This window comes from Microbacterium sp. P5_E9 (assembly GCF_054049175.1).
Genome location: NZ_JBFUMV010000002.1, coordinates 449,213 through 461,527 on the forward strand (window position 1 = coordinate 449,213; position 12,315 = coordinate 461,527).

Annotated in this window: 11 protein-coding genes and 1 tRNA gene; 11 read left to right on the forward strand and 1 reads right to left on the reverse strand. The window is 70.1% G+C overall.

The genetic code is table 11. From position 1 onward, the window contains the following. Window positions 1-57 precede the first annotated feature (57 nt). A complete protein-coding gene (gene acs, locus ACXJ3V_RS05450) occupies window positions 58-2,028 on the reverse strand; it encodes an acetate--CoA ligase (protein ID WP_457099242.1) in 1,971 nt (656 codons plus the stop codon). A 395-nt stretch (window positions 2,029-2,423) separates the two neighbouring features. Between acs and ACXJ3V_RS05455 the strand changes: the two genes are divergently transcribed. From ACXJ3V_RS05455 to ACXJ3V_RS05505, 11 genes are all read left to right on the forward strand, one after another. Continuing rightward, complete coding sequence (locus ACXJ3V_RS05455) at window positions 2,424-3,599, forward strand: TadA family conjugal transfer-associated ATPase (RefSeq protein ID WP_457099243.1); 1,176 nt, start codon at window positions 2,424-2,426, stop codon at window positions 3,597-3,599. Further along, the gene (locus ACXJ3V_RS05460) at window positions 3,584-4,522 is read left to right on the forward strand and encodes a type II secretion system F family protein (protein ID WP_457099244.1); all 939 of its coding nucleotides are present in this window, start codon (window positions 3,584-3,586) and stop codon (window positions 4,520-4,522) included. The genes ACXJ3V_RS05455 and ACXJ3V_RS05460 overlap by 16 nt, the downstream gene beginning before the upstream one ends. A 66-nt stretch (window positions 4,523-4,588) precedes the next feature. Continuing rightward, window positions 4,589-4,783, forward strand: a complete 195-nt coding sequence (locus ACXJ3V_RS05465; RefSeq protein WP_457099245.1) for a DUF4244 domain-containing protein — start codon at window positions 4,589-4,591, stop codon at window positions 4,781-4,783. Further along, window positions 4,780-5,118: a TadE family type IV pilus minor pilin gene (locus ACXJ3V_RS05470; protein WP_457099246.1), complete on the forward strand. Its 339-nt coding sequence runs from the start codon at window positions 4,780-4,782 to the stop codon at window positions 5,116-5,118. The genes ACXJ3V_RS05465 and ACXJ3V_RS05470 overlap by 4 nt, the downstream gene beginning before the upstream one ends. Next, window positions 5,118-5,435, forward strand: a complete 318-nt coding sequence (locus tag ACXJ3V_RS05475) for an Rv3654c family TadE-like protein (protein ID WP_457099247.1) — start codon at window positions 5,118-5,120, stop codon at window positions 5,433-5,435. Before ACXJ3V_RS05470 ends, ACXJ3V_RS05475 begins: the two co-directional genes overlap by 1 nt. A gap of 102 nt (window positions 5,436-5,537) precedes the next feature. Next, the gene (gene topA, locus ACXJ3V_RS05480; RefSeq protein WP_457099248.1) at window positions 5,538-8,249 is read left to right on the forward strand and encodes a type I DNA topoisomerase; all 2,712 of its coding nucleotides are present in this window, start codon (window positions 5,538-5,540) and stop codon (window positions 8,247-8,249) included. After that, window positions 8,246-8,944, forward strand: coding sequence for a dTMP kinase (gene tmk / locus ACXJ3V_RS05485; RefSeq protein ID WP_457099249.1), 699 nt, complete (start codon window positions 8,246-8,248; stop codon window positions 8,942-8,944). Before topA ends, tmk begins: the two co-directional genes overlap by 4 nt. A gap of 10 nt (window positions 8,945-8,954) precedes the next feature. Next, the gene (locus tag ACXJ3V_RS05490; protein ID WP_457099250.1) at window positions 8,955-10,112 is read left to right on the forward strand and encodes a DNA polymerase III subunit delta'; all 1,158 of its coding nucleotides are present in this window, start codon (window positions 8,955-8,957) and stop codon (window positions 10,110-10,112) included. Then, window positions 10,109-11,680, forward strand: a complete 1,572-nt coding sequence (locus ACXJ3V_RS05495) for an alpha/beta hydrolase (protein ID WP_457099251.1) — start codon at window positions 10,109-10,111, stop codon at window positions 11,678-11,680. Before ACXJ3V_RS05490 ends, ACXJ3V_RS05495 begins: the two co-directional genes overlap by 4 nt. Before the next feature lie 80 nt (window positions 11,681-11,760). Continuing rightward, a tRNA-Thr gene (locus ACXJ3V_RS05500) sits at window positions 11,761-11,833 on the forward strand. Between the two features lie 80 nt (window positions 11,834-11,913). Beyond that, the gene (locus ACXJ3V_RS05505) at window positions 11,914-12,309 is read left to right on the forward strand and encodes a hypothetical protein (RefSeq protein ID WP_457099252.1); all 396 of its coding nucleotides are present in this window, start codon (window positions 11,914-11,916) and stop codon (window positions 12,307-12,309) included. Window positions 12,310-12,315: the final 6 nt, after the last annotated feature.

Here is a 12,315-nt window from a genome sequence, read left to right on the forward strand (position 1 = left end):
GTGGATTCGCGCCGTTCACAACGGCGGGAATCCACCCTTTCGCATTGCTGCCCGGGGTCAGTGCACCTGCGCCGAGATCACGCTCATGACGGCGGTGTCGGCGAGGGTCGTGGTGTCGCCCACCTCTCGTCCCTCCGCGACGTCCCGAAGCAGCCGCCGCATGATCTTGCCTGAGCGCGTCTTGGGCAGCTCCTCGACGATGTAGACGTCGCGCGGCCGGGCGATCGGCCCGATCTGCTCAGCGACCCACGCCCGCAGCGACTGGGCGAGGCCGTTGGGGGAGTGCGCGGCCAGGTAGCTCTGCTTGATGATCACGAAGGCGGCGACCGCCTGCCCGGTGGTCTCATCCGACGCCCCGACGACGGCGGCTTCGGCGACCGCTTCGTTCGCGACGAGCGCCGACTCGATCTCGGTCGTGGAGAGCCGGTGGCCGGAGACGTTCATGACGTCGTCGACGCGTCCGAGCAGCCACACGTCGCCATCTTCGTCGAGGCGCGCACCGTCGCCGGCGAAGTAATACCCCTGCTTCTGGAACTTCTCCCAGTAGGTCTCGACGAACCGCTCCGGGTCGCCCCAGATGCCGCGCAGCATGCTCGGCCACGGCTCGGTGACGACGAGCAGTCCGCCGTTGCCGTTGCCGACGTGGCTCCCGTCCTCGTCGACGACGTCGACGGTGACTCCGGGGAGCGCGACCTGGGCTGAGCCGGGCTTCGTCTCGGTGACGCCGGGGAGGGCGGAGATCATGATCGCGCCGGTCTCGGTCTGCCACCACGTGTCGACGATCGGGGCCGTCTTGCCGCCGATGATCTTGCGGTACCACATCCAGGCTTCCGGGTTGATCGGCTCACCCACCGAGCCGAGGAGTCGGAGGGACGACAGGTCGAACTTCTTGGGCACCGCGCGCCCGATCTTCATGAACGACCGGATGGCGGTGGGCGCCGTGTAGAGGATCGTGACGCCGTACTTCTCGATGACTTCCCACCAGCGCCCGGGGTGCGGGGTGTCGGGCGTGCCCTCGTAGAGCACCTGCGTCGCCCCGTTCGCGAGGGGGCCATAGGTGACGTACGAGTGTCCGGTGATCCAGCCGATGTCGGCCGTGCACCAGAAGACGTCGGTCTCCGGGTGGATGTCGTGCACGACCTTGTTGGTGAATGCGGCCTGAGTGAGATAGCCGCCCGAGGTGTGCAGGATCCCCTTCGGCTTGCCGGTGGTGCCGGAGGTGTAGAGGATGAACAGCGGGGTCTCCGCGGGGAACGGCCGCGCCTCGTGGTCGTTCGATGCCTGCGGCACCACGTCGTGCCACCAGAGGTCGCGGCCCTCGGTCCACTCCACATCGTTGCCGCCACGGCGCACCACGAGCACGTTCTCGACGGTCTCCTGCACGCCGGAGCCGTTGCGGTCGGCAAGAGCGAGGTCGACGGCGGGCTTGAGCGGAGAGACCTTCCCCTTGCGGTAGCCGCCGTCGGCGGTGATGACCAGCTTCGCCCCGGCATCGTCGATGCGCGAGCGCAGGCTGTCTGCGGAGAAGCCACCGAAGACGACCGAGTGGATCGCGCCGAGCCGCGCGACCGCGAGCATCGCCGCGATCGCCTCTGGAATCATCGGCAGGTAGATCGCGACGCGGTCGCCCTCGCGGATGCCGAGTCCCTCCAGCACGTTCGCGAGTCGCTTCACCTCATCGGTGAGTTCGGCGTACGTCACGCGGCGGGCGTCGCCGGGCTCGCCTTCCCAGAGCAGCGCGACCCGGTCGCCGTTGCCGGCCGCCACGTGCCGGTCGAGGCAGTTGTAGGCGACGTTCAGCTCGCCATCGGCGAACCACTTCGCGAACGGCGGGTTCGACCAGTCGAGCACCTGCGTGAACGGCTTGTGCCAGTGCAGGATGTCGCGTGCCTGATCCCCCCAGAATCCCTCTCTATCCGCGGCGGCGCGCTCATACAGGTCCGAGGTGGCGACGGCGTTGCGCGCGAAATCCGCGGACGGTGCGAACCGTCGGGTCTCGTCGAGAAGGTGGTCGATCTGGCTGCTCATGGGGCGCGCTCCTTTGCGGCTTGGACGAATGGCGGGACGTGCTGAGCCGGATGCAATCTACCCACGCTCCAACGGCGGCCGGTACCTCCGGAAGTGGGTAGCGCTCGGTTCCGCTGGACGTGGGACCGATATATCTCAGCGTACGGCCCCGATTTGTTTGGATGGACGTCGACGACCTGCGTATGCTCGGTCGCGGCCGAACATCGATTCTGGCATTGCGGCACCCGATGCACCCCCCGATATGCGGGTGTCGCGCGCGGCGGCATCCCATTCCCCCCATGGGATGCCGCCCCTGTTTCGGGGGCCCTTTCCTCCCCACGCTGCGGCGTCCTGCGCCCGTCCACGGAGCGGACGGATGCCTCGGCGGACGTGATGGGCACCTCTAGCTTCGGGGCATGCCCGAGCCGTTCGTGATCCATCCGCGCCCAGCGGCCCCCGCGCGTTCCGCGGCTGCGCCGGTCCTCGCCGCATCCCCCGCAGACCCGGCTGATCTGCCGATCCTGCTCCGCACGACAGCCGCGCCGTCCGATGCCACCGCCGGAGGATGGACACCGCCGCGGCCGCCTCGCGCAGTCGACCGGGAGCGGCCGGAATCCGCGGTGGCGCCCCCTCCGCCGTCGGCTCCCAAAGTGCGTCATGCCGTGCTGGCGCCGTTCGCCGGCTACCTCGAGGATCCGGATGTGACCGATCTGTTCGTCAACGGCGCTGACGGGCTGTTCGTCGATCGCGGAACCGGTGCCGTTCGCGCTCCCGAGTGGCGCGCGGCCGAAGACGACGTGCGCGAACTCGCGGTCGCTCTGATCGCGCTCGGCGGCCGGCACCTCGACGATGCCTGGCCTTGTGCGGACGTGCGGCTCGAGGACGGACTGCGGGTGCACGCGGTGCTGCCGCCGGTGGCGCCGGCCGGGCCGGTCATCTCCATCCGGGTGCCGCGTCTGGATCGCCCCGATCTCGCGGCGCTTCAGGCGGGGGGCATGTTCGACGCGGGGCTGCGCGCCTGGCTCGAGGGCGCTGTCGCCCGGCGCGAGAACCTGCTGGTGACGGGGGCCACCGGCGCGGGCAAGACGACCCTGCTGGCGGCGCTGCTCGGCTGCGCCGAGCCGACCGAGAGGATCGTCACGATCGAGGATGTCGCCGAGCTGCGCATCGAGCACCCGCACCATGTCCGGCTGGAGGCGCGTCAGCCCAACCTCGAAGGCGCGGGTGGAATCGGGCTCGCGCGGCTGGTCCGCGAGGCGCTGCGGATGCGACCCGACCGGCTGGTGGTGGGGGAGTGCCGCGGTGAAGAAGTGCGCGAGCTGCTCTCGGCTCTGAACACCGGACACGACGGAGGCGCGGGCACCTTGCACGCCAATGGGCTGCACGAGGTGCCCGCGCGCCTCGAGGCACTCGGCGCACTCGCCGGGCTCGACGATCACGCTCTCGCACGTCAGGCGGCGAGCGCCTTCGATCTCGTGCTGCACGTGGAGCGTGATCCGGACGGCTCTCGCAGGCTCGCCGCGATCGGGCGCCCGATCATCGGAGACTACGGGCGGCTCGGCATCGAGGAAGTGCCGTGGACGAGCGCGTGATCGGGCTGCGGGAGGCCGGCACCCGGCAGGAGCCGAAAGGCACGCCGACGATCGGGAACACCAGGGCGCCGAACACGGCGGCGGAGACCGTGCTCCGTCTCGCGGTGCTGCTGCAGGCCGGAATCGTCCCACTGCGTGCGTGGGGTCACCTCGCCGACGACGGCGATCCGGTGGCGACCCGCGTAGCCGGCGAAGTGCGTCGCGGCATACCGCTCGCCGACGCGATCGCAGGCTGCGGGCCGGAGTGGATCGACCTGGCGGCTGCGTGGACGGTCGCCGCCGACGTCGGCGCCCCGCTCGCGGTCAGCCTGCGCGCGCTGGCCGGAGCGCTGCGCGACGCGGCCGAGGCCGACGACGACATCCGGGTCGCGCTCGCTGAGCCGGCCGGCACCGCGAAGCTCATGGCGTGGCTGCCCCTGGTGGCCGTCGGGCTCGGAGTCGCGCTCGGATTCGACACGCTGCTCACCCTCGCGACGAATCCCCTCGGCATCGGATGCCTGGTCACCGGGGTGGCACTGATCTTCACCGCCCACCGCTGGACGAGTGCGCTGGTGCGACGCGCGGGCGCGGCGCCCGGCATCCCGGGCATCGGTGCCGAGCTGTTCGCGATCGCCCTGACCGGTGGGGTCTCGATCGATCGCGCACGCGCCGCGGTGCTCGCTGCGACGGGCGCGCCGGCGGATGCCGCGACCGAGGCCGTGCTGGCGCTCTCGCGTCGCGCGGGAGTCCCGGCTGCCGAGCTCCTGCGGGCTTCCGCCGCGCTCGCCCGGCATCGCGCCAGGGTCGACGGCCGCGTGCGCGCAGCGAAGCTCTCGTCGCGGCTGCTCATTCCTCTCGGTGTCTGCACGCTGCCCGCGTTCCTCCTGCTGGGGGTCGCCCCGATGCTGCTCAGCGTCATGTCGACGATGTCCCTGTCGCTGTGATGCCCAGCCGATCTCTCGGCCGTTCCCGTGTCGTGCCCGTCTATCACCGATGAAGAAGGAGTATCCATGTCCATACCTACCCTGACCCGCCGTCGCGCCCGGGTGCTGTTCTCGGACGACACCGGCGCCGCGACCGCCGAGTACGCGATCGCGACCATGGCGGCCGTCGCCTTCGCGGGGCTTCTGGTCGTGATCATGCGCTCCGATGAAGTGCGCGGAATCCTCACCGATCTGGTGCGGCGCGCCCTCACGGTGGCATGAGACGGCCGCGGCTCGGCGATGACTGCGGCTCGGTCGTCGCCGAGTTCGCGGTCGCGCTGCCCGCGGTGGTGCTGGTGCTCGTGCTCGCAGGAGGGGCACTGGGGTCGGGTATCCGCCAGATCCGGCTGCAGGATGCCTCGGCCGATGCGGCTCGCCTGGTGGCGCGCGGCGAGTCGAGCAGTCGGGCGCTGGGCGTGCTGGCCGATGCCGTGCCCGGCTCGGAGGCCGAGATCTCCTGGCCGGGCGACCTCGTCTGCATCGCGGCGAGCGCTCCCGCCGGGTTCGGCATCCTCACCGTCCACGCCTCCAGCTGCGCACTTGCCGGAGGACTCTGATGGCGGGCGCCGTTCTGTCCGTCGCGATCGTCGGGGTGGCCGCAGCGATGACGGTCGGGCTCGCCTCGGTCGGCGCCGCGGCGACTTTCGCCCAGCGACTCGCCGGGGCCGCGGACGCCGCTGCGCTGGCCGCCGCGGACACGGCGGCCGGAGCGGTGCCTGGCGATCCGTGCGACCGGGCTGCCGAGGTCGCGGTCACCGCGGGTGCGGTCGTGACGGCCTGCGAGGTGACCGATCTGACCGTCACCGTCACCGTTTCGGCACCATTCCGCCAGTTCGTCGCGACCGCCAGGGCGAGGGCTGGTCCGCCCCCGTGAGCTTCGTCGATGGGACGCCGCCGCGGGGTTCGCCGGAGATCCTCACAGCCCGCACTCCGGCAGACGGTGTGTATGGTGTGCATCGAAGAAAGGACGCCCCCGTTGGCAGAAGGCAAGAAGCTCGTCATCGTCGAGTCTCCGACGAAGATGAAGTCGATCCAGGGTTACCTCGGTGACGGCTACGAGGTGCTCAGCTCGGTCGGGCACATCCGCGATCTCGCGAGCAAGAAGGAGATCCCGGACGACAAGAAGCAGGCGTACGGCAAGTACTCGATCGACGTCGACAACGACTTCGACCCCTATTACGTGGTCAACGATCGCAAGACGAAGACCGTCGCCGAGCTCAAGCGCGCCCTCAAGACCGCCGACGAAGTCCTGCTCGCCACAGATGAGGACCGCGAGGGCGAGGCGATCGCCTGGCACCTCCTCGAAGTGCTCAAGCCCAAGGTCCCGGTCAAGCGCATGGTCTTCCACGAGATCACCAAGGACGCGATCCAGGCAGCCGCGCAGAACACGCGAGAACTCGACCTCGCGCTCGTCGACGCCCAGGAGACGCGCCGAGTGCTGGACCGCCTCTACGGCTGGGACGTCTCGCCGGTGCTCTGGCGCAAGGTCGGCAGCGGCCGCGAGGGCGCCGCGCTCAGCGCCGGTCGCGTCCAGTCCGCGGCGACCCGAATGGTGGTCGAGCGCGAGCGTGAGCGGATCGCGCACATCTCCGCGTCGTACTGGGACGTGTCGGCGCTCGCAGCCAAGGACGGCGAGGCATTCGCGGCGCGGCTCGCTCGCCTGGGCGGTGCACCCCTCGCCCGCGGAAACGACTTCGATGATCGCGGGCAGCTGAAGAAGGCCGTCGTCGTCCTCGATGAGGCAGCGGCGCGCTCGCTCTCCGCGGCGATCCAGGCTGTCGCCGAGGCCTCCGTGACGTCGATTGAATCGAAGCCGGGGACGAGCCGCCCCAACGCTCCGTTCACGACCTCGACGCTGCAGCAGGAAGCAGGGCGGAAGCTCTCGATGAGCGCCAAGCACGCGATGAGCGTCGCGCAGCGCCTCTACGAGAAGGGGTACATCACCTATATGCGCACCGACTCGACCGCGCTGTCCAAGCAGGCGGTCGAAGCGGCGCGCGCGCAGGCGGTCGCGCTCTACGGCGACAAGGCCGTACCGCCGAACCCGCGGGTGTACCCGAACAAGACCCGCAACGCGCAGGAGGCGCACGAGGCGATCCGCCCATCGGGCGAGGAATTCCGTGTGCCGTCGACGGTCGCGTCGCACCTCGATCGCGACGAACTGCGCATGTACGACCTCATCTGGAAGAGGACGATCGCGAGTCAGATGTCGGATGCGAAGAAGGAGACCACCACGGTCACCCTCGGCGTGACCGCCGATGGGAAGGACGTGGAGTTCACGGCATCCGGCACCGTCTACACCTTCAAGGGCTACCTCGAGGCCTATGAAGAAGGCCACGACGAGAAGCGCAGCGACGCGGACCGCGCCGATGACCAGGTGCTGCCCGTGATGGCGATCGGGGATGTCCTGCGACTGAAGGACGTCGAGGCCAAGGGGCACGCCACCGCCCCCAAGCCGCGCTACACCGAGGCGAGCCTGGTCAAGGCGCTCGAAGAGAAGGGCATCGGGCGTCCCTCGACGTTCGCGAGCATCATCGATGTGATCCTCGACCGTGGCTACGTCACCAAGCGCGGCCAGGCGCTCGTGCCCAGCTGGCTCGCCTTCAGCGTCGTGCGCCTGCTCGAGCAGCACTTCGCCTATCTCGTCGACTACGACTTCACGGCGTCGCTGGAGGACGATCTCGATGCGATCGCCCGCGGCGAGCAGGGCCGCGCCGCGTGGCTGAAGGACTTCTACTTCGGCTCCGAGGACGAGATCGGCCTGCGCAACATCGTCGAGAACCTGGGCGAGATCGATGCGCGCGAGCTCAACGCCACGCCGATCTCGGACACGGCGACGCTGCGCTTCGGCAAGTACGGGCCGTACCTCGACATCATCGATCCGACGGCTCCGGATGCCGAGCCGCGCCGGGTGAACATCCCCGACGACCTCGCGCCCGACGAGCTCACGCCCGAGAAGGCGCAGGAGCTCATCGACGCCCCCGTCGCCGGCGACCGCGTGCTCGGCGAGAACCCGGAGAACGGCAAGCTCATCGTCGTCAAGGACGGTCGCTACGGCCCCTATGTCCAAGAGGTCGAGCCCGCTGCGGACGAGACCGTCGACGAGACCACCGGCGTCGTCGAGGCCGCGCCCAAGAAGCGCGGGGCGAAGAAAGAGGTCGCGCCCAAGCCCCGCACCGCTTCGCTGTTCAAGAGCATGTCGGTCGAGACCGTCGACCTCGACACGGCGCTGCAGCTGCTCTCCCTTCCGAGGGTGGTCGGCGCCGACCCGGAGTCGGGCGACCCGATCACGGCCCAGAACGGCCGCTATGGTCCCTACCTCAAGAAGGGCACCGACTCGCGCTCTCTCGAGACCGAGGCGCAGATCTTCGATGTGACGCTCGATCAGGCCGTCGCGATCTACGCGCTGCCCAAGTTCGGAGCACGACGGGCCTCGAGTGCGCTCAAGGAATTCGACAACGACCCGGTCAGCGGCAAGCCGATCCGGATCCGTGACGGTCGATTCGGCGCCTACGTCACCGACGGCGAGACGAACGCGACGATCCCGCGCGGGGAGACGGTCGAAGGCACCGACTTCGAGCGGGCCAAGCAGCTGCTCGCGGACAAGCGTGCGAAGGGTCCCGCTCCGAAGCGGACCACCACCCGCAAGGCGCCCGCTGCCACCCGCAAGGCGCCGGCCAAGAAGTGACCGGCAGGGCGGCCCCCCGACCGGCTGACCCCGCCGGCTCGGGGGTGTTCATCACGTTCGAGGGCGGCGACGGCGTGGGCAAGTCGACCCAGGCTCGGCTGCTCGAAGAGTGGCTCACCGGCCTCGGGCGCACCGTGGTGCGCACTCGCGAGCCCGGTGGCACCGAGGTCGGCGTGCTCGTGCGCGACATCGTTCTGCACCACCGGGGTGAGATCGCACCGCGCGCGGAGGCGCTCTTGTACGCGGCCGACCGCGCGCACCACATCGCCACCGTCGTCCGGCCCGCGCTGGAGCGCGGCGACATCGTGATCCAGGATCGTTATCTCGACTCGTCCGTCGCCTACCAGGGTGCGGGCCGGGTGCTCGGCCGTGCGGAGGTGCGCGATCTCTCGCTCTGGGCGGCCGAAGGTCTCCTGCCCGACCTGACCGTGCTGCTCGACCTCGATCCGGCGAGCGCGCGAACCAGGCTCGACGCCGACGAGAAGCCCTTCGACCGGCTCGAGGCGGAGCACTCCGCGTTCCACGACCTCGTGCGTGCCGAGTTCCTGTCGCTCGCAGCCGCGGAGCCGGATCGGTTCCTGGTGCTCGACGCCTCACGCCCCGCCGACGACCTGGCCGCGGACGTGCGGGCGCTCGTCACGGCACGGCATGGTGTGGACGGCGGCATCAGCGGCGGCGTCGGCGCGCACGGATAGGCTGGGCCGCATGGATGCCACGGCAGCGGTCGCCGAACTGCCGTGGGCAGACGTGTGGGGCCAGGACGCCGCCGTCGAGACGCTGCGGGCCGCGGCATCCGATCCCGCATCCTCGGCGCACGCGTGGCTCATCACGGGCCCGCCTGGTTCGGGTCGCTCGACACTCGCGCATGCGTTCGCGGCCGCGCTGATCGCCGAGCCGGGAGACGAGCAGGCGATGCGCCAGGTGCTCGCCGGCACGCATCCCGATCTGGCGGCGCTGCGCACCGAAGGTGTCATCATCTCGATCAAGGATGCGCGCGCCCTGGTCGAGCGCTCCTACTTCGGGCCGTCGCTGGGCCGTCATCGCGTGATCGTGATGGAAGACGCCGACCGCATGACGGAGCGCACGTCGAACGTCCTGCTGAAGGCACTCGAGGAGCCGCCCGAGCAGACCGTGTGGATCCTCTGCGCGCCGAGCGACGCCGACCTTCTCCCGACGATCCGCTCCCGGGTGCGCACGCTGCGGCTGCGCGACCCCGAGATCGCCGACGTCGCGCAGCTGATCGTGCGGCGGACGGGCGTTGACGCGGCGACCGCGGAGCAATCCGCGCGTCACGCGCAGCGACACATCGGCATGGCGCAGCGGCTGGCGACGGATGCCGCGGCTCGCGCGCGTCGCGACGACACGTTGCGCGCCGTGATGGCGGTGCGGGGCGTGGGCGACGCTGTCGAGGTGGCCGGCCGCATCGTGCAGGCTGCCACCGAGGACGCCAAGGGACTCACCGCGGAGCGCGACGAGTCGGAGCGCGCCTCGCTGCTGCGCACGCTCGGCATCGCCGAAGGCGCCTCAGTGCCGCCGGCCGTGCGCGCCCAGCTCTCCGCCCTCGAGGACGACCAGAAGCGGCGCGCGACGCGCAGCCTGCGCGATGGCATCGACCGCGTGCTCACCGACCTGCAGTCGCTGTTCCGCGACGTCGTGCTGCTGCAGTTCGGTCGCGCCGACGATCTCATCAACGCGGAGCTCGAGCCCGACCTCCGTGCGCTCGCGGCGGCGTGGACGCCCGAGCGCACCCTGACCGTGCTCGACCGCATCTCTGAGACGCGGCGGAATCTCGAACAGAACGTCGCGCCCACCCTGGCCCTGGAGAGCATGCTCGTGACCGTCGCAAGCGGGAGGACACCGTGAACCCGATCCCTCTGAAGCCGCGCGGTTCGCGCTGGGCCGCGCGCGCGACGAGCATCGTCGCAGGGCTGGCGGTGGCATCCGTCGCGCTGTCCGGCTGTCTGTACCAGCTGATTCCCGATGGCGGCCCGACCTCCGACGCGAGTGCCGCGCCGGACACTGAAGGGGTGGATGCGGCGCTGCTGCCGTTCTATGCGCAGGATCTCGACTGGGCGAAGTGCGACGACGGGTTCGAGTGCACCAAGGTGAGCGCGCCGCTCGACTGGTCCGACCCGGGGGCGGGGAAGATCGATCTCTCCGTCATCCGCCATCGTGCGACCGGCGACACGACACTCGGCTCGCTCCTCACGAACCCCGGCGGTCCGGGTGCGAGCGGCATCGCGCTCGTACGGGACTCGCTCGACTTCGCCGTCGGCGCGCCGCTGCAGCGCGCGTACGACGTGATCGGCTTCGACCCCCGTGGCGTCGGTGAGTCGACCTCGGTGGTCTGCTACGACGCGGCGGACATGGACTCGTACCTGTTCGACATCGCCGAGAACCCGCGCGGATCCGATGCATGGACCGACGAGCTGCTGGCGGCGCACACCGACTTCGCGGAGGCCTGCGAGGCGAACAGCGACGGACTCCTGCCCTACATCACGACCGACAACGCCGCTCGGGACATGGATCTGCTCCGTGGCGTCCTCGGCGACCGGAAGCTGAACTACCTGGGCTACTCCTACGGGACGTTCCTCGGCGCCACGTACGCGAAGCTCTTCCCTGAGCGGGTCGGGCGCCTTGTGCTCGACGGGGCGATCGATCCGGCGGTATCGGGTCTCGATGTCAGCACGACCCAGGGCGTCGGGTTCGAGAGCGCGCTGCGCGCCTACATGGCCGACTGCCTGGCGGGCGAGCGCTGCCCGTTCAGCGGCACGGTGGATGAGGCTATGGCGGACCTCGGGACGCTTCTCGCGAGCGTCGACCGCGCACCGCTGCCCGCCGCCGACGGGCGAGAGCTCGGAGCCGACTCGCTGATGACCGCGATCGTCGCGGCGCTGTACTCGCAGGACAGCTGGCCGTACCTGTCGATCGCGCTGTCCGACGCGCTGCAGGGCGACCCCGAGGTCGCCTTCCAGCTCACCGACTTCTACTACGCCAGGGAAGACGGCCGGTACACCGACAACTCGACCGAGGCCTTCCGCGCCTACAACTGCATGGACTACCCGGATGATTCGACCGAGGCGCAGAAGGACGCCGCCGACGCGCTCCTCGCTGAGAAGGCTCCGACGATCGCGCCCTACTGGTCGGGACCGGACCCGTGCCAGGTGTGGCCGTACCCGCCGACCGGCATCCGTGAGCCGATCACCGCGGACGGCGCGGCGCCCATCGTCGTGGTGGGCACGACCAACGACCCCGCGACACCCTACGAGTGGTCGGTGTCGCTCGCCGATCAGCTCGCCTCGGGTGTGCTGATCACGCGGGTCGGTGAGGGGCACACGGGCTACAACAAGGGGAACACGTGCGTCGACCAGGCGGTCGAGGCATACCTCCTCACCGGAGCCGTTCCCGACGACGGCCTGCGCTGCGAGTGACCGCTGCGGGGCTCGGCCGGTTCGCGGAGACTCCCCGGACCCTGTAACATTGAGGATCGTGCAACGCGCAAGCGCGGCGCGCCGCCTTAGCTCAGTCGGCAGAGCGATTCACTCGTAATGAATAGGTCGAGAGTTCGATTCTCTCAGGTGGCTCGGATGGATGAGGCCCGCTTCGGCGGGCCTCATCCATATCTCGACTCCGCTGTTCGCTCCCGACACTCGATGAGGCGCCGATGGATCACGCGATCGACGCCATCATTGAGATCTTCACGTGGGTGGGTCTCGGCGCCGGTCTGCTGCTGGGAGTCGTGGCACTGATCCTCCGCCTTGCGGACGGCACGTGGCTGCCCGTGCAGGTCGTGCTGGAACCGGATGACGCAGGCACGATCGCGCGCTGGTTCGGCGATGACGGTGTCGTCCATCAGATGCGGCTCACGCGAGAGCAGCAGGAGGCCGTCGCGGGCAAGGGCATCGCCGACGCGTTCGCGCGGCGGGGCGGTCGCAACCGGATGCGGCTGACCAAGGGTTCGCCGGCCGTGCGCGCCGTGGCGCTGCTCGCCGCGGGATTGCTGGCGCTGGGCCTGGTCGCGCTGATCCTGTCCTGGATCCTGCTTTTCGCGCGCGGCTGATCACGG

Bases quoted from the DNA above. Each gene is read 5' to 3' on its own strand.
- ACXJ3V_RS05490 (WP_457099250.1), top strand. From the start codon at position 8,955: ATGGATGCCACGGCAGCGGTCGCCGAACTGCCGTGGGCAGACGTGTGG.
- ACXJ3V_RS05455 (WP_457099243.1), top strand. From the start codon at position 2,424: ATGCCCGAGCCGTTCGTGATCCATCCGCGCCCAGCGGCCCCCGCGCGT.
- ACXJ3V_RS05470 (WP_457099246.1), top strand. From the start codon at position 4,780: ATGAGACGGCCGCGGCTCGGCGATGACTGCGGCTCGGTCGTCGCCGAG.
- ACXJ3V_RS05505 (WP_457099252.1), top strand. From the start codon at position 11,914: ATGGATCACGCGATCGACGCCATCATTGAGATCTTCACGTGGGTGGGT.
- ACXJ3V_RS05475 (WP_457099247.1), top strand. From the start codon at position 5,118: ATGGCGGGCGCCGTTCTGTCCGTCGCGATCGTCGGGGTGGCCGCAGCG.
- ACXJ3V_RS05465 (WP_457099245.1), top strand. From the start codon at position 4,589: ATGTCCATACCTACCCTGACCCGCCGTCGCGCCCGGGTGCTGTTCTCG.
- acs (WP_457099242.1), bottom strand. From the start codon at position 2,028: ATGAGCAGCCAGATCGACCACCTTCTCGACGAGACCCGACGGTTCGCA.